Source organism: Stappia sp. (assembly GCF_048261845.1).
Lineage (GTDB): Bacteria > Pseudomonadota > Alphaproteobacteria > Rhizobiales > Stappiaceae > Stappia.
In genome coordinates this window covers 15,817-40,148 of sequence record NZ_JBLXFR010000007.1, presented here as the reverse complement: position 1 = coordinate 40,148, position 24,332 = coordinate 15,817, and the positions used below count along the sequence as shown (strand labels likewise).

Below are 24,332 nucleotides of genomic sequence, written 5' to 3'. Positions count from 1 at the left end.
CGTCTCTCCGTGTCGGCTGACGCCCGCCGTCAGGCTGTCGAGCGAAGAAGCGGGCGGTCCGTCAGGCTGGCGCCTGCCCCGACATCTGTGACCGGCGTGCCGATGCTGGCGATGGCGATGCCGTCTGCCTGCGTCTTGGCGTGCTGCTTCAGCCGGGCGATGTGATTGCTCAACATGTCGAGATTGTCGATCACGACCCCCTTGGGAATGTGCATCACGGCGATCGAGCATGTCAGGAGCGAATAGGTCTGCATCCGCCCCGTGCGGTCCTCGGCTGGAATGAAGCCCTGCCGGCGATGTTCCGGGCTGTAGAGGCTTTCCACCTGATGGGCGAAATCGGCACGCAGGTCGCGCATGTGACGGGCGACCTTGTCGCGCGGCCAGTCTTCCAGTCCGACGAAGAAGTCGTCGCCCCCGACATGGCCGACAAAGGCGCGGCCCATGTCGAGCTTCCGCTTGAGCAGCTCGGAAAACAGGATCAGCGCCCGGTCGCCGATACGAAACCCGTAAGCATCGTTGAAGGGCTTGAAGTTGTCGAAATCGATGTAGCACAGGGACCGGTCCCGGTCCGCCCCCGCCCCGGTCCGCACGACATGGTCGGAGATTGCCGAATTGCCCGGCAGTTTGGTCAACGGGTTCTGGTCCTGGGCGATCTGCAGGCGGGCCTCGTTCGAGATTTTCAGGAGCGAGGGGGCGAGCAGGCAGCCGGTGTAGCGGCCGTTGCGCGTGATGACGATGCCGTCGGCAAGCTCCTCCGAACTGACGTCGACGAGCCGGGCAAGCGGTGCATTGACGTCGGCGATCGCACAGGGGCGGATGAAGCGCCTCAGGTGATTGTCGATGGTCGGGTTGAGCAGCAGGTCGCGCCCGAACGACAGATAGAGGAAGCTTTTCAGGTCTGCTTCGCGGATCAGTCCCCGCGGCTCGTCGGCGGCGTTGACCACGGGAAGAATGGTCTGCTGCGGGTTCGCCTGGAATATGTCGAGCGCCTGGGCGATGGAGCCGCTTTCGCTGATCGACGGGATGCGCGCCATTTCCTGCTCGAGAAAGTCGAGATCGGCATGTTTGCGCATGTCCGGGCGGTCTGCCCGGTCACCCTGGACGGAATAGACGGGGCGGGCCTGGGTGATGTCGGTGAAGGGACGCGCGATCAGGTAACCCTGGACGAGATCGCATCCGACATCGCGGCAGGCGCGCAGCTCGGACGGGGTTTCGACACCTTCCGCGACGACACGGATGCCAAGCACATGGGCAAGATCCACGACGCTGGACACGAACAGCCGCTTGCGGGCGTCGTTCTGCAGGGAGGTGATGAAGAACCGGTCGATCTTCAGGATGCCGGGCTCGTACTGGTAAAGCAGGCGCAGTTGCGAGTAGCCCTGCCCGAAGTCGTCAAGGGCGATGCCGAAGCCATGGTCGCGCGCGCTGGTGACGAAGCTGTGCAGGTCGTTCTGGGCAAAACGCTCATGGATTTCGGGGATTTCCAAGCAAATATGCCAAGGCGACAGTCCGTAGGCGCGGGTGGCGGCCTGCGTCGCCTCGAGCTGTTCCTGCATGGCTGACAGGTTGCGTGCGTCGATGTTCAGGAACAGCTTGGTTTTTTCCGAAACGCCCATGCGGGCAAACTTGGCGATCGCCTTGCGCCTGAGCAGGCTTTCCAGTTCGGCGATACGGTTGTTTTCCGCGGCATAGTCGAGAACGTCCCGGGGTGTGCTGAACCCCAGTCTCTCGAATTCCCGCAGCAGCGCCTCGTAGCCGAAGACTTCTCCGGAATGGATGTCGACAATCGGCTGGAAAGCGTAGTCAAGCGCCGCCTCGGCCTGCGTCATGAAGAGCGGCAGGTTGCGGGTGGCGCGCAAGGCCTCGGCAATGCGGCCGGCGTTGTCGCTCACATCTGGCTCCTTCGTCCGCCGGCGCTGTTGCATCCGGTCGTGCGCGCAGTCGATGCCGGCTTTCTCCGGCCGAATCGCGACTGGCGGACACCAGTCTTGCAGCCGAATGGTGACGGTATGAATGCAGGGAACCGCGCGGAGCTTCGCACGAAATCCATGGAATGGCCTTCTCGCGGTAATGACTTGTCGAATCAGAACATTGTGGCTGTTCCCGCGGTAAGGCCGCAGGCGAGAAAACTCATATAATTTAAATGTAAAGGGAACCTTGCGCGGATCGTCGAGCGAGCCGTCGTCCTCGCTTTGGAATACGTCGGCAGGGCGGCTGGATCAGCTCCAGCCGCCATTCCTGGTCTTGTAGAAGATGTGCTGGCCGATCTTGTCGAGGCGCTTCATGTAGCGCGCCCAGCGCGGGCTCACATAGGTCGCGTGGTAATGCGTCGAGGCGCCGACCTTTTCCAGATAGCGCTGTCCCGACACCGTCTCGCGAGCGACCTTCTGCGCCACCTCCCATTCCGGCTTTTCGGTGATCCGGTCGCGGATCCCGTCACAGGCGAAGGAGAACTGGCAACGGTTGCGCAGGTGCCGGTTCTGATAGACGACCTTGCAGATGGTTTCGGGATAGGTTGGGTTGCGCACCCGGTTGAGCACGACCTGGGCGACGGCCGCCTGGCCGTCGACCGGTTCGCCGCGGGCTTCGAAATAGACGGCCTCGGCGAGACAACGCTGTTCCTTGGCGGTGATCACGCTTGCCGGCAGGGCGCGATTGGCCCACCAGAACGGATCGCTGTCCTTGTTGGTTTCAAGTGCCGCTTCGTCCCCGGTGCCCGGCGCCAGGGCGCTTCCGCCAAGCAGCGCCTCGAAGGGCGCGCGCACATTGGCCATGCCCTGCGGAGCATAGGCGGAGGCATAGGAGACACTGGTCGCTGCCACGTTGCGGGCCATGGCGAGCCGTGTCAGGTCGAGCGGCGACCCCTTGCCGGTCTTGCCGGCGCTGGCGAGTGCCGTGCCTTCGAGACCTGCGGGAATGTTGGGTCGCACGAAGGCGACACGCGGCAGGTCGGCCGAGGTTCGTCCGCCGATCATGCTGGTCATCGTGTAGACCGAGCCGGCGGCGACGCCGACCATCTCGCGGTCGGGAGCGAGCGACACGTAGCGGTCGCCCTTGGCGGAGCGGTTCACGGGTGTGCGCGCCGGCGGCGTCTTGGGGGCGCTTTCCTTGACGAAGGTCTCCAGGCCGCGCACCACGGCCGGGTCCGTGCCAGGTGCCGCGTTGGTGATCGCGTAGTCGGGAGTGTCGCCCTTTCGGCTCTGCGACGCATCGGCGAGCACGAGGGAGGGGGCCATGCTGCTTGCATGCGGAGCCGCCTCGATGGCCGACATCCAGCGCGGGGCGTTGCCGCGCGTGGCCTCGATCAGGGCGGTGATGTCCTGCTGCCCGATCGAGCCGGACCAGGCCAGATAGACCACCGGAGCAAGGGCGGCGAGCCGCCAGACAGCGGGCCTCTTCGTACCTTGCGTGTTCCGCCCCGTGCGGGTCGGACCGTCGGTTCTTCGACGGGGGGCGAGGCGGTGGCCAAGCGTTTGCACCGTGCCAGTCATACGCGGCAACTCCGGTCCATGCGGCAAGAGGTCGGGAACGTCCGGCCAGGAGCCGTGACGCAATGTCTAAAGTTGATCCTCGCGGTTTAACCTTGAAAGAGAGTTAATACGGGCGAAATGCCGCCGGTTTCCATGATTTCCAAGACCTGTACTGGGTCCGGCATGGTTAATGCGACCGGGTTGGAACAGCCCAAATTGCTCTTGGAAAAGCGCTTTTCTCAGAACGGACAGGAACTGGTGAAGGTGGTCGGTGCACCGCCGTCGGGATGGCGGACCGTCAGGCTTTCGGCGTGAAGCTGAAGGCGTGATGCGCCGTTTTGCGACTCGGGCGTACCGTAGAGCGGGTCCCCGAGGATCGGATGGCCGAGCTCGCGCATGTGAACGCGCAACTGGTGCGAGCGACCGGTCTGCGGTTCCAGCAGCACCCGTGTCGCGTGCTCCTCGCGTGTCAGCACCCGCCAGTTCGTGAGTGCAGCCCTGCCTGCCTCATGATCGACCATCTGCCGCGGCCGGTTCGGCCAATCCGTGCAGAGCGGCAGGTCGATCGTGCCGTGGTCCTGCGCGACATGGCCGGCAACCCGCGCGACATAGGCCTTGCTGACATGACGGCGTTCGAACTGAAGGCCCAGGTGACGGTGGGCAGCCGCGTTCAGCGCCAGCACCATCACGCCCGACGTATCCATGTCGAGCCGGTGAACGATGCGCGCTTCGGGGTAAAGGAGCGCAGCCCGCGCCGCGACGCAGTCGGCAAGTCGCGGGTGCTTGCCGGGCACGCTCAAAAGCCCGCTCGGCTTGTCGACGACGAGCAGGTCACGGTCGTGATGCAGCACGATCAGAAGCGGCTCGCGCGGCGGCGCGTAGACGCGGTCGGGAAGCGGCAAGCCTGGGGGCGATTGTTCCTGCATCACCCTCACATAACGGTCGGCGCGCGCCGTGCAAAGGGCCAGCGGCGACCCCGGCGGGCGGGACCCGCCTCTCAGCGCGCCTCGCCTGCGGGAAAGATCATGCAGGTCTCGACCCCATGGGCGACGAGCTTGCCCTTGCCGTCGACCAGGCGGGCTTCCGAGGTCGCCATTCGGCGGCCGCGATGCAGCACCCTGCCGTCGCAGACAAGCCGCCCGCTCGTCTCGAACACCGGGCGCACGTTGTTCACCTTGAATTCGACGGTCGTGTAGCCCTCGCCGGGAGCGAGCGTCGTGTGCACCGCGCAGCCAAGGGCGGAATCGAGGAGTGTCGCGATCCAGCCGCCATGCACGGTGCCAAGGGGATTGTAATGGTCGAACGAGGGTTCGCCTTCAAAGCGGGCGAAGTCGGTGTCGACCTCCGTCAGCACGAAATTCATTGTCCGGCAGATCGGCGGTGCGGGCAGGCGGCCGGCGATCATACCGCGCAACTGCTCGAGCCCGCTCATCGTGGCGGCCTCGGCGGGGTCGGCAAGCCCGAAAACGCGTCCACCGAAATCCATCGCATCGTCCTCGTTTGTGTGCATATGCACATATACACGTAAGACGCCGCCATGCAAGACGCCTGAAGCCACGATTTCGGTTATCATTGCGTGTCTATGCACGCAACTGCACTCGTGTTACCTTGCGACATGAACGCCAACCTCTTCTGCTCATGTCATCGCCTGCGCCGCGCCGGTCGTGTCGTCACCCGTCTCTATGAACACGCGCTGGCCGACAGCGGGTTGACGCCGCAGCAATTCGCCGTGTTGGCGAGCCTTGCCTATGACGGGGCGCGGACCGCGTCGGAACTGACCGAGCGGGTCGGGGCGGAACGCAGCACGCTGACCCGGGCAATCGACAGGCTTGAGGCTGCGGGACTTGTCGAGACCGGTCCGGCCGGCGATCGCCGCGAGCGCCGCGTCGCGCTCACCGGCGCAGGCCGCGAGCGTCTTGTGCAGGGCGTCGCCGGCTGGCGCCGGGCGGAGGGCACCATGCGCCATGCCATGGGGCCGGAGCGGGTGGCGCTGCTCTGGGAGCTCCTGTCCGAGGCCGAAGCCGCCACCACGCAATACGATCCGGAAAAGGCCCGCCGCGCACGCCAGGCCAGGTCCGGGGTGTTGCAGGGGAACGGCGGGGATGGAGCCGGCGAGGAGGCCGGGGCGGAAAGCGGGGCTACCGCCCGCCGACCCTGAGGCCCAGGGCCGGGCGCTCCTTCAGCACCTCGTGCCGAAAGCGGAACAGCGCCGCCGGCCGGCCGCCGGTCTGGGTGGACGTTTCGCCGGTCGGCTCGACCAGGTCGCCCTTTTCCACCAGGCGTCGGAAGTTCTGCTTGTGCAGGTGCCGGCCGGAAATCGCCTCGACGCAGCGCTGCAGGTCGGTCAGCGTGAAGATGTGCGGCATCAGTTCGAAGACGAGCGGCCGGTATTTCAGCTTCGTGCGCAACCGGGAGATGGCCGTGGCCAGGATACGCCGGTGGTCGTACAGCATCGGCTGGCCGAGGCCGGGCAGGTTGCCGCGCTTCAGGGCTGCCGGTCGGCCGTCGCGGCGGGCTTCTTCCAGAAGGCCGGCCTCGTAAAGAAGCTCGTAGCGGTCGAGAACCCGTTCCTCGTTCCACATTCCGTCCTGGATGTTGAACGCCTGATGCACCTGCTCGCCCCGCGAGCGTGCCCGCGGCGGGCTGTCGCTGGGCACCGGCGCCGAGGTCCAGGCGTCCAGTGCGGGCAGGATTTCCTGCTGCACCACGGCCGGCATGCCGGACCGCCAGTCTTCCCAGGGAAAAAAGCTGTACCACGAACGCCATTGGGCATTTTGCAGCGTCAGGGCCTCGTCGGAGCGCAATGTCTGCCGGGCAAGGGCCAGATAACCGACGGAGACGACATGCGGGCCCGCATCCGAGTGGATGTGGTGACGACCGCGATCGCCGAATGTGTAGAGCTGCTCGACATAGCCGAGCTTCAGCGCGGTCTGTTCCTCGACCCATTCGCGCAGGCCGATCTCGAACGTCCTGTGGCGTGTCGGATCGAACGGGCCGAAGGGCAGGGACTGGGCAGGGTTCTCCGGCTTCGCGGCAATGGTCAGGACCTGCGGCTGGGGGTCCGCGACGGAGACAATGACGGCGTTGAGGCCGATCTCGATCATGGGCGGCCCGCGGCGGCGACATCAAGGGTGAAGGGCGTTCCTTCGAAGGCGTCGGCTCCCCGGCCGATCGCCTTGACCGCTGCCGTCATGCGGCCCTCTCGCCCGAGCAGGGTATCGGCGAGAGCCACCAGCCGGGCATTGGGGGTCGCCGATGGCGAGGCCGCGCGCAGGGCCTTTGCAAGCGTGGTCTCGCTGGCATGAGGGGAAAGCGCGCAGGCGCTGATATAGGCCGCCGCCGTCGACCGGCTGATGCCGGCGAAGCAATGGATGACCATCGGTTGCGCCCGGTCCCATGTGCCAACGAAATCGAGAAGCTGGCGGACATGTATCTCGCCTGGCGGGGTGAGGCCCTCGGCCGGTGCGGTGATATCGTTGAAGGCGAGGAAGAGATGATCGTCGGCGGCGATGCTGTCTGGGCGGCGCACTTCGGTTCCCGCGCTGATCAATGTCACCAGCCGTCGCGCCCCGGTGCGCTCGACGGTTTCCGACAATCGCGCCAGCGAACACACGGTGATCATTGCCCCTCCTGCGGTTTGACCTCTGTCGCGGCTCCGCTCCTGCGTCCCGAAGCGCAACACGCCCTTACCCTTTTCTAGGGCAGGCGGAAGCGCCTGTCACCGCGCCTGTGAGCCGGTTTGCCGTGCCGCTTCGATTTCCTCGAAACGCTTCAGGAACAGCAGCTGTGCCTTCGCCGCCGGCAATGCGGTCAGTCCGAGCCTCGGTGCCTGACCGCTTGCGGGAAAGAGACCGTTCGGCTGGCCGAAGATCCGAGCCGCCTCGCCGTCGTCGAAACCGGCCAGTTCCACCGCCTCGAAATAGGCAGCGATCGTGTCCGCCTTCTTGGTCAGCACGCGGGTTTTCTCCGGGATGGTCGCGGGCAGTGCGAAGCGAAGGTGGATCGCCGCCTGAAGGTGCGCCTCGATCTCCTTGTAGTTGCCGCCCATCACCGCCTTGAAGGGCGAGATCATGTCGCCGATCACGTATTCCGGGGCATCATGCAGCAACACGCAGAGCCGCTCGTCGGCGGAAAGGCCCGGCTGCAGCCGTCGTGCCAGCTTTTCCACCAGCAGCGAGTGTTCGGCGACGGAAAAGGCGTGGTCTCCGACGGTCTGGCCATTCCAGCGCGCCACCCGTGCCAGCCCGTGGGCTATGTCCTCGATCTCGACATCGAGCGGGGAGGGATCGAGCAGGTCGAGGCGGCGGCCCGACAGCATGCGTTGCCAGGCGCGCGGCTCGCTCGCCGGTTTTCTTGGCGTGCGGCTCATGGGAGTGCCGTCCTCACGCGTCGCCCTCGCCGCTGCCCGTTTGCGGCCAGACGAAACTTGCGAATTCCGGCAGGGTGAAGGTGAGGGCAACGCCGTCTGCCGTGACATCGGCGCCCCGCGCGAGCGCACCGGCGATCCGGTCGAGCCGCACCAGGGCAAGGCCTTCGCTGCCGGCGACGCTGCCCAGCGTCCCGGCCGGCTTGCCGTCGGCGAGGATCTCCGTTCCGCTTCGGGGCATGGATGCCTCGGCGCTTGCCTTGATGACGCGGCGCCGTGCCGTGCCGCGATGCTGCATCCGGCTGACGACCTCCTGACCGACGAAACAGCCCTTGTCGAAGGCGACGCCGTTGAGGTCGTCCATGTCCGCGTCGTGCGGGAAACTGTCGCCGGGGGGGAAGTCGAACGGGGCCTCCGGCAAGCCGAATGCCACGCGCCGCGCATGGTAGGCGGAGGCGGGGACTTCGGAAAAGCCGTCGAAACCTCCGTCTTGCCCTGTGGCGGGTGCGTAGGCGCGCCAGCCGAAGCCGGCAAGGCGCGGGTCGGCCATGACGATCGTGTCCGCCGCCTCGGGCTTGCCGCCCCAGACGGCAAGTACGTCCCGCTCGCCGGAGACGTCCTCGATCTCCACCTTGGCGCGCAAGCGGTAGAAGCCGAGCCGCTTCACCAACTCCGCGATCTGCTCCCGGTTCGCCTCGATCAGGTAACCGTCCCCGTGGCCGAGGATCAGGAAATCGAACAGGATCTTGCCCTGTGGCGTCAGCAGCGCGCCATAGCCGCCCGTCACCGTATCGACCTTGTCGAGATCGCAGGTCAGGAGGTTCTGCAGGAAGTCGTGCGCATCCGGCCCGCCGACACGGACAAGGCCGCGCCAGTCGAGCCTTGCGGCGGCCCGCGTCGTGTCTTGGGTGTTCCCGGGGGGCTCGCTGATGCCGGTCATGTTCATTTCGGTCCTCGAGGCGATTCGCGGCAGGGGCGTGGGACGACTCGCCGCCGCCACGTTCCGCTCATGGCCACATAGGCCGGATCTTACGGGTCAACAAGGTCCCGGCAAGCCCCGGGTCGAAGGTGACGGCGCGGTCGGCGGGGGGCAGGTCGCTAGTGCGGCCGGAGACGGGGAAGGTGATCGACATTCAGAAGGGACATGTCACTCGCGGAAATGGTGAACAGCCGCAAATTCGACACGCTTTGTTACCAGTTGCGCGGTAGCATGCGGGCGTCTCCGGTCCGCTTTGCCGGTTCCTCCGGCGCGGCGCTTTCAGGTCGTACCGCCATGTGCCGTCTGGCTGCCTATCTCGGTGCCGAAATTCCGCTGGAAAACATCATCGCCCGCCCGCGCCATTCCCTGCTCGTCCAGAGCCAGGACGCGCAGGAAGCGAAGCTGCGCGTCAATGGCGACGGCTTCGGCATTGCCTGGTACGGCCACCTTCCCGAACCCGGCCTGTTCAAGGACGTGTTGCCGGCCTGGGCCGACACCAATCTGCCGAGCGTCTGCCGCCTGGTGCGCTCCCGGCTCTTTCTCGCCCATGTGCGGGCGGCGACGACCGGCGCCGCCTCGCGCGACAATTGCCACCCTTTCGCCCATGGGCGCTGGGCTTTCATGCACAATGGCTGCATCGGCAATTTCGCCGGGCTGCGCCGCGACATGGAAGCCTGCATTTCCGACGAGTTCTATGCCACGCGGCGCGGCACCACCGATTCGGAACTCTTCTTCCTGCTGCTGCTGAGCAACGGTCTCGATACGGATCCGAAGGCGGCGCTCGATGCAACGCTCGCCCGGCTGCTTGAGATCGCCGAACGGCGCGGCACACGCGGCGAGCCCATCCGACTGACCTGCGCCTTCAGTGACGGCGAGCGCATCTTCGCCTTCCGGTTCGCCGATGACGGACGGGCGCCATCGCTCTATCTGTCCGACTGCCTCGATCACGGCGGGCGGGCCTTCGCGTCCGAACCGCTTGAAGGCCCTTGCGCGCGCTGGCGTGTCGTGGAACCCGATACCCTCTACGAACTGGGCGGCGACGGCGTCGCCGTTCACGCGATCGGTCCGGTCCACGGCGCAGGGCCCGTCGAACGTCCGATACGGTCGATCTCGTCCTGACCTGCGTCAGGCAGGGCTTGGCAGGGAACCGCGCGAGCCGCCAAGGGCTGCGGAAATGCTGGCGATGCGGGAGCTTGCCGGAATCGGGCGGAGCGTGAAGAGGCGGGGAATGCGGTTCTGGCCGGCATCGTGTGCCAGTGCCATCAGGGATTCGACCTGCTCTCCGACGCGCCGGTGGGTTTCGGTCTCGATGCGGATCCGCCGCCAGACGTGGCGCTGGACGACGAGGTCCATGCAGGCCTTGATATCCACGATGAGGAATTCGAGGTCGAGCGTCGGCAGGCCGAGATAGGCGCGCAACTCGTCGAAGATGCTTCTCAGCACGGCCGCGTAGGCAAGGTCCTCGGAGGCGGGGCGCAACTCGTTGATGTCGAGGCACTGGATCTGTGCCTCCTCGCGGGCGGTCTCGATGAAGGCGGCCAGCTGCATGCTGGTCAGCTTCGCGGAACCGTCTTCCAGCGACAGTTGCTTCATCAGGAGCGAAGCCTCGAAAATGTCGAGGATCCGCCGTGACAGCAGATACACCAGCTCGCGCAGGGCGCGCTCCTGGCCCGGGTTGCATTCGATGAAGTTCATTTCGACGATGTCGAACAGTCCGGCCTCGAAGGTTTCGCTGATGTTGCGGAAGCAGGGGTGGTGCTGGAGCAGGCGGTTCACCACCGGCAGGGCATCGGCCTCGACAGGACAATCCGACATGCGGATCTCGTTGATGTCGGTGAACAGGTTCGGGCTCTTGCGCTCCATGCCATTCTGCGGTTTGAACACGGCAATCTCCTTCGCCGGCCCGTTGTCCGGGCGACGTTTCTGGTCGTCTTGTCTTCTGGGTTGTCGGCCGGAATGGCCACCGTGGTTAAAAGATTCCGAATCGCGACCTGAGTCGCAATCGAGAAATGCCCGACCGAAGCAAGGATATTTTGCGATTTATCGAGGTTTTATGTGGACAAGGGCGAATCGGTTGCAGTGTGCAACCGCGTTCTTTGTGATCGCCATCACGGCAATTTGAGTCAAACAAGCCCAAACCTTGTCGAAACTAACGTCGGATTCACGGGTTTGCGCTTAAATGCGGTCTCGCCGTAGAAATCCAAGGGTGAAGGTTGGGCGGATGATCGAGATTTTGAAGACCATGCGTGGCGCGTCGAAGGGCGCTTTTGCCGGACAGGTGGTGGCCGGTGCCGTCGTGGCGATGCTGGCAATGGGCGCGCTGCCGGTGAAGGCGCGCGATGGCAAGGCGTTGACGCCTGTGGCCGGCGACGTGGCGGGCATCGGCGACCAGGCCGCCATGTCCGAGGCACCGCTGCAGATCCTTGTTTCGCTGTCCGATCAGGAACTCGACGTCTATCGCGGCACCCGCCTTGTGGAAACTGTCAGGATTTCCTCCGGCAAGAGCGGATATGGCACGCCCACCGGCGTCTTCAGCATCCTGGAAAAGCGCCGGCGGCATTTCTCGAACATCTACGACAATGCACCGATGCCGTACATGCAGCGCCTGACCTGGTCCGGCATTGCCTTGCATGAAGGTCGCGTGCCCAACTATCCGGCCTCGCATGGTTGTGTGCGCCTGCCGCGCGGTTTCGCCAAGGAGCTCTTCGCCATGACGGGACGGGGCGGTCATGTGATCGTCACCCGCGAGCGCACGCGTCCGAATGAAATCACCCATGTGTCCCTGCCGGCGCTGCGCCTGCCCGAAACGACGGTGGCGAGCCTCGATGTCGGCCTGCGTCCCGGACTTCCCGGACCGGTCGAGGACAGCGCGTCCGACACGATCGGGGCGCTCGGGGTCTCCGAGGCGGCGCTGGAGCTTCCGCGCGAGCCGCTGCGCATTCTCGTCACCCGCACAAGCCCGCAGGAGCGCCTGCGCGACCTGCAGCGCGTGCTTGACCGGCTCGGCTACGAACCTGGTCCGGTAGATGGCGTGATCGGTCGCAAGACACGGGCCGCGATCCGCCTGTTCCAGGAAGGGGCCGAACTTCCCGTTACCGGAGAGCCGACGGACGTCGTTCTCAAGGCGCTCTATGCCGAGGCCGGCGAACCGGGGCCGGCAACCGGCCGGCTCTATGTCCGGCGCAAATTCAAGGAAGTGTTTTCGGCCAATGTGGTGCTGAAGGACCCGGATGCGCCGCTCGGAACCCATCTCTTCACGGTCATCGGCGGTGTCGGACAGGGCGAGAAGCCGCGCTGGATGAACGTTGTCGCGGACGCAGCCGAAGGCGTCAGCTCGGTCAGCGTGCTCGACCGCTTCGAATGGAGCGACGACGCCCGTGCCTTCGTCGAGGCCAACCTTGCGCTCGGCTCCTCGCTGATGGTCACCGACCGGCCGTTCCGCCTGCATTCCGGGCTCGGCACCGACTTCGTGGTGATGACCCGCCAGTAAGGGCGGCGGACGGTTCGTTCACGTTTCCTGGTCGTCCTGGTGTGGTGAATTTGAAATACGCCTCACTTTGGCAGCACGCCCAGAGCGTATTTCAAATTCGAAAACCACACTAGAAACATAAACTTGCTAGTCACCCTCTTGAATCTGAAGTTCGTTTGGAGCATGCCGGGAAATGTGACGAACTTCAGATTCTGGTGACTAGCCGATCGTGATGTCGACCAGGCGGGTATCGAAGGCGACATGCCCGGCGATCTCCGCCACCTCGTCATAGGGGCTCTCGTAGCCCCACCCGGCGTTTGCGATCTCGCTGCCGGGCGCGTCGAGGTTCCAGTAGGTTGCCTCGCCCTTGAACGGACAACGAGTCGTATGGGTGGAGCGCAGGAGCCGGTCCATGCGGATGTCCGCCCTGGGCAGGTAATGCAAGTCCGGATAGCCGCTTTCGCGCAGGGTGACGCTGTTGCGGCTGTCCGCCAGCGGCATACCCTTGATTGCAACGCGGATGCGTTCGCCGGACCGGTGCAGCGTGATCGCATGGCCGGGATGGCGGGCAAAGCCGGGGGCCGGATTGGCCATGAAACCGTCTCCTGATCAGTCGCCTGCAACGAAGTAATGCAGCGTCCCGTCCGGGCCGATGCCCACCCGGTAGAATGTCCAGGCGCCGGTCGTTTCCATTTCGGCGAGATCGCCGGAGGTGACGATGCGATACATCTCCACCTTCTGCTCCTTGGATAGCCGTGCCAGCGGCATGCGTGCGAAATAAGGCCAGATATACATTTCCTGAGCGGTGCCCTGGTCGGCATGAACGTAGCCGGTTTCGAGGATTTCCGTCAGGATCGCGAGAACCTCCAGCCCTTCCGGATCGCCGGAGGCCGACTTCAGGTACTCGATCGGATCGGTCATTTCGCCGAAGGTGAGGGTCGGCATCATCTCGTTGCCTTCGAGCACCATGCGCAGCCGCTCCAGGTCGCCGGCATGGGCAGCCTCGAGCAACTGGGCGCGGGTACGGGCCACCGGTTTCGGCAGGTCCGCATCGCCATAGAACACCTCGGGCAGATGGACTGGCTGGGCGCCATAGGCGCCCGACGCTGCCGTGCCCGGTTCGGCAAAGGGCTCTTGCGGCTTCAGGTCCTCGACCGGGATCTTTTGCGTTTCGACGGCCTCCTCGGTCGGCTGGACCTGGATCCTCTCGGTCTGCACGCTCGCGGCCCCGGCTGGCGGTGCGAGGGCGGTGGCAAGCAGCACGACGATGACGGCAAGCGGGCGGACCGGTAGCATGGTAATCCTTTCGGGTCCCGGTTCAGGGCGATGCGTGGACCCTATACCACGCCGTGGCGCGTTGAAATCACAGGATCGAGAGACGCAGCCGGCGCCGAAACAGACGAAAAGTCCGATTGTGCGGTTGAGCTTGTGCAAGGCGGTCGCTAGGGATGGCGGAAGGACGCGCCCGGATGCGGGCGCGCAAACAGACGACGGGGACGAACGTCTTTGCAGGAACCGTTCTTCTTCCTGGTAGGTCTTGGGGTCGGTCTGGCGACCAGCGCACCGGTCGGGCCGATCAACATCGCCGCCATCCAGCGCGCTTTGCGGTCGGGCTTTCTCGCCGGCTTCTGTGCCGGCCTCGGCGCCGTGTTCGCCGACGGCCTCTATGCGAGCTTCGCGGCTTTCGGCGTGACCGCCGTGTCGGATTTCGTCGATGAGAACAGTGCCGTCATCCAGACGATCGGCGGCCTGCTGGTCATCGTCTTCGGCATCCGTATCCTGCTGAGCCGTCCGCACATGGAAAATGACGACGCGCCGTCGCCGAGCCTCATGTCGGGGATCGTCACCGGTTTCGTCATGACAGCGACGAATCCCGGCGTCGTGCTGGGCTTCCTGGCAATCTTCGGAAGTCTCGGAAAATGGGCGCCGGACCCGGGCGATTACGTGGGGGCGGCGATGCTCGTCGCCGGTGTCCTGACCGGCGCGGTCTCCTGGTGGGTGGTGCTTTCGGCGCTGGTCTCTCGGCTGCGCCTGCAGATGAACGACACCTGGTTGTTGTGGATCAACCGGGGCGCGGGAGCCGCGCTGATCGCCTTCGGCCTCGCCATCTTCCTGCACCACTACGTGTTCGGCTAGTCACCCGGATCTGCAGTTCGTTTCGAAGCTTGCTGCGGCCTGTATGCCGAACTTCACGTCCGCCACACCAGGGCCGCGGGACACAGGCTCCCGGCGACCGGTGGTGCATCCGGATCGCCGCTGTCTGGTCAGTGCATCGGCTTGAAGATCGTGTAGTCGCCGCGCCGCACACGCTCCGGCAGACCTTCCGCGAGTTGGGCGACCGCCTCCTCGCCGAACGAGGCCACAAGGTCGGCAAACGCTGTGAACAGGGCCGCATGCGCAACGGCAGCCGAATCGATGCCGTCGGCGACGGCTTCCGCGAAGGCATCGTCGATATAACCGAGCGCCATCCGGCGGATGTCCTGGTCGGTGACCGGACCCTCTTCGAACTCGGTATCGGTGTTCTCTGTGTCTTGCATGGTTGAGCCGCCTGTGCCTGCCGGAAGCTGGATCCCGGTATTTCCTTTGGCGGCTACTGTGCGTGAGTCGGGCGGGAACCGTAAAGAAAAGCTTAAAATCTTCGCTAAATTCCCGCGAACATGGTTAACGCGACGAAAGGATCCGCTCAGCGATTGTAGCGGGTGGTGACGTTGCGGATCAGGGCGCCGCCCTCGTCGATATAACGGGCCAGCGCTTCTTGCGCAGCCGGCGTGCAGCGCCGGTAAACCGATGAAAAGCCTCGATAACCCTGATTGAAACGTTCGATGAAGCGCCGCTCGCGCTCGTCGTCCTGCACTTCCGCATCGAGCAGCGATTGCATCTGGTCGCGCCACAGGCTCCCGTCGGACGATCCGCACAAGGGGCGCAGGTAGTGCAGGGCGCCGAGGATCTCGGAGAGCCGCATCAGGTCGCTCTCATAGGGGGGATCTTCCACCCGGGCGGCCGTCTGGGCCAGCGATTGCCCCGGCATCAGCAAGGCAATGGCAAGCACCGCGCGGCACAGGAAAGGCGCGAGGCGGCAGGAAGCCGGAAGGGGGGCTGGGAGGCGCGGCGTCATGCCCGGCAAGATGCGTCGGCGCGGCGGGTTGCGCAAGCCATTGCGGTGCGCGCCGGGCGCCGCAGGTGTCGTCGGTCACCCCTCACTGCTCTGGGTCTCCCATGGGGAGCGGCGCCAGGCGCAGGATCCGTGCCGCTGTTCCCGGCGTCATCGTCAATCCGCCGAGGTCCGCAAGAGCGACAAAGGCGACGGCCTCCGCGTCATCGCCGGCACTGGGGACGCCGGCGTCCGCTGTTCCCCTGAACACCGCGATGACGAAGTGATGTCCGCCGTTCTCCGCTTCGGCGGTGCTGATCGCCTCGACCAGCTCGACCGGCCGGGGCTCGATCTCGGCGTCAAGCCCGGTCTCCTCGCGCAGTTCGCGCAGGGCCGCCTCGCGCAGGCTCTCGCCGAATTCGACGGAGCCGCCCGGCAGGCTCCAATGGCCGAGAAAGGGCTGCTTGCCGCGGCGGACCAGCAACACGCGATCCTTGTCGAGGATCAGCACGCTGACGCCAAGGCGTGGACGAGGGGCAGGGGCCGGGGGAGGCGACGCGTCGTTCATGGTCGGGAAGAATGCCACGCCGGGCGGCAGGGGCAAGCGGCTTGTCGGCAAGCTGAAGCCAGAGAACCGTCAGGCGAAGAGGGCGTCGATCTCGGCTTGCGAATCGCTTTCGAAAGTTTCCGCAGGGTCCAGGTGACCGTGGATGATGCCGCTTGCGGTGGCGATGAGAGGCTTGATCTCGTTTGCCGTCTCACGGGCGATCGCATCGGCGAGCGGAGCGATTTCAGGTGCATCGCGCAGCCGGCCCTGTTTCTCGCAGACCGCCGTGTTGAGCGTCGCGACCACATCGCGCAGCGCGCGTCGGACGGCGGCCGGGGCGGCGTGGAACGCCTGGATGGCGAGGTTTTTCTCGGCAAAATTGGACGCTTCGAAATGCTGCTCGTAGCTGAGCGGCTGCCATTCCAGCACCTCTCCGGCGCATTCCGGCATGGCCGGAAGCATCTCGAGCATCATCACCACTTCATTGAAGTGGTTCAGATAATCGGTGGCGAGACCGGTATGCGGATTGATATTGGCGGCGACAAGCCTGTCAGCCGACAAAACCCCCTGGCCCAAAGTCATTTCCGCCAAGCTCATGTGACGCCTTTCCGGACAACTCCCGGCGAACTTATCGCCATCGGGTTTCGATTTGCCTAATTCGTGGAATACGATACCAACGGGCGGAGGCAGTTTCGGGACACGGGGAGAGCGGTTCATGTGCGGACGTTTCGCGCTCAGGCAGAGCCCGGCCGAAGTCAGCGCGCTGTTCGGATATCGGGGCGACGTGCCAGGTGCGGACTTTCCCCCTCGCTACAACATCGCGCCGACACAACCGGTCGCGACCGTGCGCCTTTCCCATGGCGAGCGGCGCTTTGCGCTGGTGCGCTGGGGGCTCGTGCCCGGCTGGGTCAAGGACCCGGCCGCCTTCTCGCTGCTGATCAATGCACGCGCGGAGACCGCAGCGGACAAGCCGTCCTTTCGTGCCGCCATGCGCCATCGTCGCTGCCTCATACCGGCCTCCGGCTACTATGAGTGGCATCGCCCGGAAACGGGTGAAAAGACGCCCTACTTCATCCGCCCGCGCGACGGCGGCATCGTCGCTTTCGCGGGTCTCTGGGAGGAGTGGTGCGATCCCGATGGCGGCGAGATCGAGACCGGCGCCCTTCTCACCGTTCCGGCAAACGCGGCGCTCGCGCCGATCCACCACCGCATGCCGGTCGTTGTCGCGCCAGACGATTTCGACGCCTGGCTCGATGTCGGGGGCACGCCGCTGAAGGAGGCGCTCGCCCTGTTGCGCCCGGCCGCCGGCGACCTTTTCGAGGCGGTGCCGGTCTCGGGCCGGGTCAACTCGGCGCGCGAGGACGATGCCGCGCTGACGGTGCCGGTGGCGGCGGCAGAGCCGGACGAGCCGGCCACGCAGTCCCCGGCAGGCAGGACGGCCCGGGCAACGCGCCGGACCGGCAGCGTCGCGCCAGACGCGGGCCAGCTCGATCTCTTCTGAAAGGACGGGCTTTAGAGCATGCGTCCCGGATTGAGCGTGTTGTTCGGGTCGAAGGCGGCCTTGATGCGGCGCATCAGCTCAAGTTCGACCGGGCTCTTCACCTCGGCGAGAAGGTCTTTCTTCAGCCGGCCGATGCCGTGTTCAGCCGAGATCGAGCCTCCGAATTTCAGAACGATCCGGTGGACGAGCGCGTTCATCTCGTCCCAGCCCGCCAGGAAGGCGGCCTTGTCGGCGCCCACTGGCTGGCTGACATTGAAATGGATGTTGCCGTCGCCCATGTGGCCAAAGGGCACGGGCCTGCAACCGGGCACCAGCGCCTCCACTGCGGCGATCGCCTCGTCGAGAAAGGCCGGAACGCTGGCGACGGGCACTGACACGTCGTGCTTGATCGATCCGCCTTCCTCGCGCTGGACCTCCGACATGCCGTGGCGCAGGTGCCAGAACGCGGCCGCCTGGGCCACCGATTCGGCAAGTGCTGCATCTTCCACCAGCCCCGCCTCGTAGGCCTCGCCGAGGATGGTTTCCATCAAGGCCCGCGTCGGGGCCTCGTTGCCGTCCTCTTCCGTGCCGGAAGACAGTTCCATCAGGACGTACCAGGGCGAGGGGGCCTGCAAGGGATCGCGAGCGCCGGCCAGATGGCGGACGGAGAACTCGAGCCCGACGCGGGGCATCAGTTCGAAGCCGGTGAGCATCGCGCCGGCGCGGGCGCGCGCTCGTGAAAACAGCGACAGCGCATCATGCGGCGAAGCGATTCCCGCAAAGGCGACGTCCTGGGCACGCGGCCGGGGGAAAAGCTTCAGGACAGCGGCCGTGACGATGCCGAGCGTGCCTTCCGAACCGATAAACAATTGTTTCAGATCGTAACCGGTATTGTCTTTCCGAAGCCCCCTCAGCCCCTCCACGACACGCCCATCCGGCAGCACCACCTCCAGTCCGAGAACCAGGTCGCGGGTGTTGCCATAGGCGAGCACGGCGGTGCCTCCGGCGTTGGTGGCGATGTTGCCGCCGATCTGGCACGAACCCTGTGAGCCGAGCGTGAGAGGAAAGAAGCGGTCGGCAGCCTCGGCCGCGTCGTGGATCGCCTGCAGCGTGCAACCGGCTTCGACGGTCATCGAGAAGCCCTCGGCATCGATGTCGCGGATGCGGTTCAGACGGCCCAGGCTGAGGACGATTTCCGTAGCGGAATCATCGGGTATCTGCCCGCCGACAAGTCCTGTATTGCCCCCTTGCGGAACGATTTTCAGGCCGTTCGCATCGGCATGGGAGAGGATTGCGGCAACCTCGTCCCGGCTGCCCGGTCGCAACACCACAGGTGTCTTGCCGACATAAAGGTCGCGCCACTCGCGCAGGTATGGCGCGGTGTCTGAATCCGCGACAAGCGCGTTGCGGGCGCCGACGATGTCGACGAGGGGGGCGAGGAGTGCGGTGTCGGGCATGGCGGCGGGACCGGCGTCTGGCATGTGAGGGAGGCAAATTCGACGGTCACGCATATCACATTTTCGCGGCTGGTCGATCCGTGCAGGCGGCCTGTCAGTGGCTTGAAGCGGCTAGGGGGCTGTGCCATACGAACCCGTCCCGGCCGGCGGTTGTGGTTCGGGCGCGGATACGCGGGTCAGGTTTGACCAAAATCATCCGCGAGTTTTGGCGTGCAGGAGACACAGCATGGCGATTACACAGGGACTGATGGCTGGAAAGCGCGGGCTTATCCTGGGCGTCGCGAACAATCGGTCCATCGCTTGGGGGATTGCCAAGGCACTTGCCGATGCGGGCGCGGAAATCGCACTGACTTACCAGGGAGATGCGCTGCGCAAGCGGGTCGAGCCGCTGGCGGCGGACCTCGGCGCCACGGTCGCCGGTCATTGCGACGTGATGGACGAAGCCTCCATCGACGCGGTGTTCGACAACCTCGCCAAAACCTGGGGCAAGATCGACTTTCTCGTCCATGCGGTGGCGTTTTCCGACAAGGACGAACTGACCGGGCGCTATGTCGACACCTCCCCGGAGAACTTCCGCAACACGATGCAGATCTCCTGCTATTCGTTCACCTCGGTCGCGCAGCGCGCCGAGAAGCTGATGACCGATGGCGGCTCGATGCTGACGCTCACCTATTACGGTGCCGAGAAGGTTATGCCGCATTACAACGTGATGGGTGTCGCCAAGGCCGCGCTCGAGGCAAGCGTGCGTTACCTCGCCGCTGATCTCGGCAAGCAGGGCATCCGGGTCAACGCGATCTCCGCCGGGCCGATCAAGACGCTTGCGGCGTCCGGCATCGGCGACTTCCGCTATATCCTCAAGTGGAACGAGTACAATGCGCCCCTGCGCCGGACGGTGACCATCGAGGAAGTGGGCGATGCTGCCATGTTCCTGCTGTCCGACCTCGGACGCGGCATCACCGGCGAGATCCAGCATGTCGACAGCGGGTATCACATCGTCGGCATGAAGGCCGTCGACGCGCCCGACATCACCACCGTGGTCAAGGACTGATCCGACCGCGACTTTTCCGGTTTCCCGATCCGCGACCCGGGTGGCAGCGTCCACGCGGGTCGCGATCCGTTTGTGCGATGGAGGTTCGATGAGCAGCGCCGACACGGGCATTGCACGTCTTGTCCCCCCTTTCATGGTCTTCATCCGTCACGGCCAGACCGACTGGAATGCGGAAGGACGCATGCAGGGGCGGCGGGATATCCCGCTCAATGACACCGGTCGCGCCCAGGCGCGCCGCAATGGCGCGGCCCTGCGCGACTATTTCGCCGACAAGGGCATCGACAAGGACGAGCTTTCCTATTTCGTCTCCCCCCTGTCGCGGGCGGTGGAGACAATGGAGCTGATTTGCGGCGAACTCGGCCTCGATGCGGATCTGTGCCAGCGCGACGAACGGCTGCTGGAGATCACGTTTGGCGCCTGGGAAGGTTACACCATCCCCGAGCTTGCCGAGCGCGCGCCGGAACTGACGGCTGCCCGCAAGGCCGACAAATGGGGCTTCGTGCCGCCCGAGGGGGAGAGCTACCGGATGCTGTCGAGCCGCATCGATGCCTGGCTCGCCACCCTGACGCGCCCGTCCGTCGTCATCTCGCATGGCGGCGTCATGCGCGTCTTGCAGGGGCGCCTGCGGTCCCTCCCGAACGCGGAAATTCCCGGTCTGGACATCCCGCAGGACCGCATGCTGGTGTGGACCGGCAGCGAGGTCGACTGGGTCTGAGGTCGCGACCGGGATTGCGAGCGGACGGCGTCGCCGCCCGCTGCGCCGGTCGGGACAGCGGCGTTCAGTTGAGGATCTGGACGTCGGTCAGCGTCCTGGCGTTGCCGCCCTCGTCGAAGAAGACCAGCACGCGCATGCCGGACTTCAGGTCGTCGACGAAAAAGTCGACCGGAATTTCGTAGCTCGTGCCATCCGACAGGACGAGCTTGCCGGTGTCGGGCTGGATCTCGACGATGGTCGCCTCGACCTCGCCGGCCAGCGCAACGCCTGTTGCCAGCGCGCCGAGCGCCACGATACCCAGCATCTTTGCCAGGGTCATTGAAAGGATGCGCTTCATTCTCGTCTCCGTGGGCCCGCCCGTTTGGCGATCGGGCAGGATCGAACAAAACCTGCGCGTCGGCGTCAAGAGGCAGAGGCGCCGTGGCGCGGGCGGGATATGCTGTCACTAACGTGTGTTCGGCGAGACTTTGCGCAACCATCCCTCCGTTGAAGCCGTCCAGGCTCCTGAGGGTTGCGGCCGGCGAGTGGATCGTCAAGGTCGAACGGAGCGTTGGTAAGAACCAAGGATGGCGTTTCGATGGCGGATGCCCGGTATGAGGTGGCGCCATCGTGAAACGGTCCGGGCCGCCGTTCGGGCGACCCGGACCATCGGTCTTGCAAAGGGGTTCGGGCCGATGCCGAACCTGCCTCAGCTCTGGCGAATGAACCCCAGAACATCCGCGTTGAACTGCTCGGCCTGAAGCTGCGCAAGGCCGTGGCTGCCACCGGGATAGATTTTCAGTCTGGCGTCGCGGACGATTTCCGCGGCGCGATGCGCGGTTGCCTTGATGGGCACGAGCTGATCGTCATCGCCATGAACAATCAGGGTGGGTCTGTCGATGGCTTTCAGGTCGTCGGTATAGTCGACCTCCGAAAACTCGCGGATGCAGTCGTACTGGCCCTTGATTCCGCCGGCCATGCCCTGCAGCCAGAAACTGTCGCGCAGACCCTGGTTGTCTTCCACGCCGTCGCGGTTGAAGCCGTAAAAGGGCGTGGTGAGATCGCGGTAGAACTGCGAGCGGTCGAGCGAGGTGCCCCGCCTGATGTTGTCGAACACCTCCATCGGCGTGCCGTGCGGATTGTCGGCTGTCTGCAGCATCAGCGGCGGAACGGCGCCGACCAGGACAACCTTGGCGATCCGCGCGTTGCCGTGGCGCCCGATATAGCGGGCGACTTCGCCGCCGCCGGTGGAGTGACCGACAAGGATCGCTTCCTTCAGGTCGAGGCGCTCGAACAGTTCCGCCAGATCGTCTGCATAGCGGTCCATGTTGTTGCCGTTCCACGTCTGGGACGACCGACCGTGGCTGCGCCGGTCATGGGCGATGACACGATAACCCTGCAGGCCGAAGAAAAGCATCTGCGCATCCCAGGCATCGGCGGTCAGCGGCCAGCCGTGCGAGAACACGATCGGCTGACCGGTTCCCCAGTCCTTGTAGAAGATCTCGGCGCCGTCGCTGGCGGTGAAAGTTGTCATCTTCGGGTTTCCTTCTGCTGCAGTTGCCCGGGCGACAAGGGAGGGGTCCAGGCTGGGAAAAACCGTGAGGCCGAGGGCGAATGCACCGCCTCCGGCAAGGGCGTTTCGACGTGTGATCTGGAGGCGTTGCCCCGTATCGGTCATGCGTTTTCTCCAATAAATCGTTCACGACTAAATCGCTGACGATCAATCATCTAGGGAACGCGGGGCGGCATGTCAATCGCTATCGATTAAAGCGTGCACGATTTTATCCTCTGCTTGCGATAATATCGTGCGCGACCTATATCGGAATGAAAGGAGATGCGGAATGATCGACGAAGATGAACTGGTGCTGCATGGCCTGCCGGCGGAGATGCTCTGCTTTTCCGTATACTCCGCCTCGCATGCCTTCACCCATCTCTACCGTCAGGCACTGAGCGGCATCGGCCTGACCTATCCGCAGTACCTGGTGATGCTGCTGCTTTGGAGGGTGGACGGCCGTACGGTCAAGGACATCGGCCGGCACATGGATCTTGAATCCAACACGCTCACGCCGCTGCTCAAGCGGCTGGAGGGTCTCGGCCTGATCAGGCGCACCAGGGACCGCGCCGACGAGCGGGTCGTGCGGGTGCAGCTCACCGAAGCCGGGAGGCAGCTCGAGGACGCGGCGCGCGAGGTGCCGGCCTGTATCGCCGCCGCCGTGGGTCTTGGGGCGGAGGAGGTGGCGGATCTGGCGCGGCGCTTGCGCGACCTGCGCAAGCGCTTGCTGGAGGGGTGAGGCCGCCGGAACCAAGACACCGGAGGGCGTCGGCGCAACTTTTCGTCCCGTCCGGGGCAACGGGTTCGTAAGGTGCATCGACCGGACCGATCCGGCGGATGGCTGCAAAGGGTGGGCATGCAAGGCGGGCAGGCATCGGCGGCGGGAGCCGGGCGGCGCTGCCGGAGAGGCTGCAATGACGGATGTGATCAGCGCCACCGAGCGCTTCTACGAGGGACTGCCGGTGTTCAGCGATTTCGGGCGGGTCAGCGAGGCGGAGGCCTTTGCTCCCCTGCCTGACGACTGGACGCTGCTGGTCGCGGACATCGTGCGCTCGCGCGATGCAGTCGCCGCCGGGCGTTACAAGACCGTCAACATGGTGGCGGCAGCCGTCGTCACGGCGGTGCTCAACGCCGCCGGTCGCGCCGATCTTCCCTTCGTCTTTGGTGGCGACGGGGCAATGGCTGCCGTTCCGCCGTCACTTGCCGGAGCGACGTCGAAGGCGCTTGTCTCCGTCCGCGTGATGGCGCGCGAGACCGCCGGGCTCGACCTGCGCGTCGCCGCGATTCCCGTCCGGGACCTGCGCGCCCGTGGCGCCGACCTGCGGGTTGCAAGGTTCGAGCTGAGCCCGGGCAACAATCTGGCGATGTTCTCCGGCGGCGGTATCGAACTGGGTGACGCGATCCTCAAGGACGAGACCCGTGTTGCGCCCTATCGCCTCGCGGAGACCGGAACGGTCGGCCCGGCACCGCTCGACGGGCTTTCCTGCCGCTGGGAGGCGCTGCCGGCCGAGCGTGGCCGCATGGTGACCCTGATCCTGCGTCCGGCGAGTGGCCGGGTGGAGGATCTGAAGATGCTTCTGTCCGACTTGCACTCGCTGCTCGGTATCGACCTTGCCGCATCCGATCCCGCCAGTGCACCGGTGCGCCGGAGCTCGCTGAAGTTCCGCTTTCCTCCTTCGGGGCTTGCGATGGAGGCGCGCATGCTTGGCTGGCGGCGTGGCGTCTGGCGCGCCTATCTGGCGGGCGCTCTCGCCTCGCTCGCCTTCCTCCTGGGTGTTGGCACCGGGCGCCGGATCGGCCCGTTCGAGCCTGGCCGCTACCTGCGCGATGTTGCCCTCAATACCGATTTCCGCAAGTTCGACGACACGCTCCGCCTCGTGCTTGATCTTGACGCGGGGGAGAGCGAGGCGCTCTCCGCCTACCTGGCGAAAGGCGAGGAGGAGGGCCGTCTCGTCTATGGCATGCATGTCTCCCATTCGGCGCTGATGACCTGTCTCGTCTTCAGCCTCGAGCAGAACCGTCACATCCATTTCATCGACGGCTCCGGCGGCGGCTTCTCGCGCGCTGCCGCCGATTTCAAGACCCGGCTGGCGGCGATGCCGGCGGCCTCGTCCGGCATCCCGTCGCCGGACTGAAACGCGCGAGACCGTTTTTACGGTTTCCCTGCGGCGCAGGCCGA

Annotated in this window: 27 protein-coding genes; 9 read left to right on the top strand and 18 right to left on the bottom strand. The window is 65.3% G+C overall.

The annotated features are described in order from the left end of the window. Nucleotides 1-29: 29 nt before the first annotated feature. The 4 genes from ACN0T5_RS05025 to ACN0T5_RS05010 all read right to left on the bottom strand — a co-directional run bounded on the left by ACN0T5_RS05025 (nt 30) and on the right by ACN0T5_RS05010 (nt 4,956). Nucleotides 30-1,892, bottom strand: a complete 1,863-nt coding sequence (locus ACN0T5_RS05025) for a GGDEF domain-containing protein (protein WP_417767524.1) — start codon at nt 1,890-1,892, stop codon at nt 30-32. A gap of 327 nt (nt 1,893-2,219) precedes the next feature. After that, nucleotides 2,220-3,491, bottom strand: coding sequence for a cell wall hydrolase (locus ACN0T5_RS05020; RefSeq protein ID WP_417767523.1), 1,272 nt, complete (start codon nt 3,489-3,491; stop codon nt 2,220-2,222). Nucleotides 3,492-3,709: 218 nt separating this feature from the next. Beyond that, a complete protein-coding gene (locus ACN0T5_RS05015; RefSeq protein ID WP_417767522.1) occupies nt 3,710-4,396 on the bottom strand; it encodes an RluA family pseudouridine synthase in 687 nt (228 codons plus the stop codon). Nucleotides 4,397-4,467: 71 nt separating this feature from the next. Further along, the gene (locus ACN0T5_RS05010; RefSeq protein WP_417767521.1) at nt 4,468-4,956 is read right to left on the bottom strand and encodes a PaaI family thioesterase; all 489 of its coding nucleotides are present in this window, start codon (nt 4,954-4,956) and stop codon (nt 4,468-4,470) included. Between the two features lie 129 nt (nt 4,957-5,085). Here ACN0T5_RS05010 and ACN0T5_RS05005 point away from each other — a divergent pair, with 129 nt between their 5' ends. Further along, a complete protein-coding gene (locus ACN0T5_RS05005) occupies nt 5,086-5,628 on the top strand; it encodes a MarR family winged helix-turn-helix transcriptional regulator (RefSeq protein WP_417767520.1) in 543 nt (180 codons plus the stop codon). Here the strand turns inward: ACN0T5_RS05005 and ACN0T5_RS05000 are convergent. The 4 genes from ACN0T5_RS05000 to ACN0T5_RS04985 all read right to left on the bottom strand — a co-directional run bounded on the left by ACN0T5_RS05000 (nt 5,609) and on the right by ACN0T5_RS04985 (nt 8,776). Further along, complete coding sequence (locus ACN0T5_RS05000) at nt 5,609-6,574, bottom strand: NUDIX hydrolase (protein WP_417767519.1); 966 nt, start codon at nt 6,572-6,574, stop codon at nt 5,609-5,611. The two genes, ACN0T5_RS05005 and ACN0T5_RS05000, sit on opposite strands and share 20 nt — an antisense overlap. Then, complete coding sequence (locus ACN0T5_RS04995) at nt 6,571-7,092, bottom strand: tyrosine phosphatase family protein (RefSeq protein ID WP_417767518.1); 522 nt, start codon at nt 7,090-7,092, stop codon at nt 6,571-6,573. Before ACN0T5_RS04995 ends, ACN0T5_RS05000 begins: the two co-directional genes overlap by 4 nt. Before the next feature lie 96 nt (nt 7,093-7,188). Next, complete coding sequence (locus ACN0T5_RS04990) at nt 7,189-7,839, bottom strand: YfbR-like 5'-deoxynucleotidase (protein ID WP_417767517.1); 651 nt, start codon at nt 7,837-7,839, stop codon at nt 7,189-7,191. Between the two features lie 13 nt (nt 7,840-7,852). Then, nucleotides 7,853-8,776, bottom strand: coding sequence for a YgfZ/GcvT domain-containing protein (locus tag ACN0T5_RS04985; protein WP_417767516.1), 924 nt, complete (start codon nt 8,774-8,776; stop codon nt 7,853-7,855). Nucleotides 8,777-9,109: 333 nt separating this feature from the next. On the opposite strand from ACN0T5_RS04985, the gene ACN0T5_RS04980 reads away from it, so the two are divergent. Next, nucleotides 9,110-9,934: a class II glutamine amidotransferase gene (locus ACN0T5_RS04980; protein WP_417767584.1), complete on the top strand. Its 825-nt coding sequence runs from the start codon at nt 9,110-9,112 to the stop codon at nt 9,932-9,934. A gap of 6 nt (nt 9,935-9,940) precedes the next feature. Here the strand turns inward: ACN0T5_RS04980 and ACN0T5_RS04975 are convergent, their stop codons facing one another. After that, nucleotides 9,941-10,699, bottom strand: coding sequence for a hypothetical protein (locus ACN0T5_RS04975; RefSeq protein ID WP_417767515.1), 759 nt, complete (start codon nt 10,697-10,699; stop codon nt 9,941-9,943). Between the two features lie 337 nt (nt 10,700-11,036). On the opposite strand from ACN0T5_RS04975, the gene ACN0T5_RS04970 reads away from it, so the two are divergent. Further along, complete coding sequence (locus tag ACN0T5_RS04970; protein ID WP_417767514.1) at nt 11,037-12,305, top strand: L,D-transpeptidase family protein; 1,269 nt, start codon at nt 11,037-11,039, stop codon at nt 12,303-12,305. A gap of 198 nt (nt 12,306-12,503) precedes the next feature. On the opposite strand, the gene ACN0T5_RS04965 is transcribed toward ACN0T5_RS04970, so the two are convergent. Next, entirely contained in the window at nt 12,504-12,878 is a 375-nt protein-coding gene (locus ACN0T5_RS04965) for a DUF427 domain-containing protein (protein ID WP_417767513.1), read from the bottom strand. A gap of 15 nt (nt 12,879-12,893) precedes the next feature. Further along, nucleotides 12,894-13,580 (bottom strand): hypothetical protein, encoded by a 687-nt coding sequence (locus ACN0T5_RS04960; protein ID WP_417767512.1) that lies wholly within the window; start codon nt 13,578-13,580, stop codon nt 12,894-12,896. A gap of 210 nt (nt 13,581-13,790) precedes the next feature. On the opposite strand from ACN0T5_RS04960, the gene ACN0T5_RS04955 reads away from it, so the two are divergent. Next, nucleotides 13,791-14,420: a LysE family translocator gene (locus ACN0T5_RS04955; protein ID WP_417767511.1), complete on the top strand. Its 630-nt coding sequence runs from the start codon at nt 13,791-13,793 to the stop codon at nt 14,418-14,420. 128 nt (nt 14,421-14,548) lie between these two features. Here ACN0T5_RS04955 and ACN0T5_RS04950 read toward each other — a convergent pair whose 3' ends face one another. From ACN0T5_RS04950 to ACN0T5_RS04935, 4 genes are all read right to left on the bottom strand, one after another. Further along, entirely contained in the window at nt 14,549-14,821 is a 273-nt protein-coding gene (locus ACN0T5_RS04950) for a hypothetical protein (RefSeq protein ID WP_417767510.1), read from the bottom strand. A gap of 146 nt (nt 14,822-14,967) precedes the next feature. Further along, entirely contained in the window at nt 14,968-15,333 is a 366-nt protein-coding gene (locus tag ACN0T5_RS04945) for a TIGR02301 family protein (protein WP_417767509.1), read from the bottom strand. A gap of 148 nt (nt 15,334-15,481) precedes the next feature. Then, nucleotides 15,482-15,979 (bottom strand): NUDIX hydrolase, encoded by a 498-nt coding sequence (locus ACN0T5_RS04940; protein WP_417767508.1) that lies wholly within the window; start codon nt 15,977-15,979, stop codon nt 15,482-15,484. 33 nt (nt 15,980-16,012) lie between these two features. Beyond that, nucleotides 16,013-16,519 carry a hypothetical protein gene (locus ACN0T5_RS04935; RefSeq protein WP_417767583.1) on the bottom strand — a complete coding sequence of 169 codons (507 nt, stop codon included), beginning with the start codon at nt 16,517-16,519 and terminating at the stop codon, nt 16,013-16,015. A 118-nt stretch (nt 16,520-16,637) separates the two neighbouring features. On the opposite strand from ACN0T5_RS04935, the gene ACN0T5_RS04930 reads away from it, so the two are divergent. Further along, a complete protein-coding gene (locus ACN0T5_RS04930) occupies nt 16,638-17,423 on the top strand; it encodes an SOS response-associated peptidase (protein ID WP_417767507.1) in 786 nt (261 codons plus the stop codon). Between the two features lie 11 nt (nt 17,424-17,434). Here the strand turns inward: ACN0T5_RS04930 and ACN0T5_RS04925 are convergent, their stop codons facing one another. Further along, on the bottom strand, nt 17,435-18,859 hold the full coding sequence (locus ACN0T5_RS04925) for an FAD-binding oxidoreductase (protein WP_417767506.1): 1,425 nt from the start codon (nt 18,857-18,859) through the stop codon (nt 17,435-17,437). Nucleotides 18,860-19,085: 226 nt separating this feature from the next. On the opposite strand from ACN0T5_RS04925, the gene fabI reads away from it, so the two are divergent. Both fabI and ACN0T5_RS04915 read left to right on the top strand, forming a co-directional pair. Next, on the top strand, nt 19,086-19,907 hold the full coding sequence (fabI, locus tag ACN0T5_RS04920; protein WP_417767505.1) for an enoyl-ACP reductase FabI: 822 nt from the start codon (nt 19,086-19,088) through the stop codon (nt 19,905-19,907). Between the two features lie 88 nt (nt 19,908-19,995). After that, complete coding sequence (locus tag ACN0T5_RS04915) at nt 19,996-20,622, top strand: histidine phosphatase family protein (protein ID WP_417767504.1); 627 nt, start codon at nt 19,996-19,998, stop codon at nt 20,620-20,622. Between the two features lie 64 nt (nt 20,623-20,686). Here ACN0T5_RS04915 and ACN0T5_RS04910 read toward each other — a convergent pair whose 3' ends face one another. Continuing rightward, nucleotides 20,687-20,959: a DUF1344 domain-containing protein gene (locus tag ACN0T5_RS04910; RefSeq protein WP_417767503.1), complete on the bottom strand. Its 273-nt coding sequence runs from the start codon at nt 20,957-20,959 to the stop codon at nt 20,687-20,689. Between the two features lie 351 nt (nt 20,960-21,310). After that, the gene (locus ACN0T5_RS04905) at nt 21,311-22,135 is read right to left on the bottom strand and encodes an alpha/beta fold hydrolase (protein WP_417767502.1); all 825 of its coding nucleotides are present in this window, start codon (nt 22,133-22,135) and stop codon (nt 21,311-21,313) included. Between the two features lie 307 nt (nt 22,136-22,442). On the opposite strand from ACN0T5_RS04905, the gene ACN0T5_RS04900 reads away from it, so the two are divergent. Then, nucleotides 22,443-22,892, top strand: a complete 450-nt coding sequence (locus ACN0T5_RS04900) for a MarR family winged helix-turn-helix transcriptional regulator (RefSeq protein WP_417767501.1) — start codon at nt 22,443-22,445, stop codon at nt 22,890-22,892. A 175-nt stretch (nt 22,893-23,067) separates the two neighbouring features. After that, nucleotides 23,068-24,288, top strand: coding sequence for a DUF3095 family protein (locus ACN0T5_RS04895; protein ID WP_417767500.1), 1,221 nt, complete (start codon nt 23,068-23,070; stop codon nt 24,286-24,288). Nucleotides 24,289-24,332 lie beyond the last annotated feature (44 nt).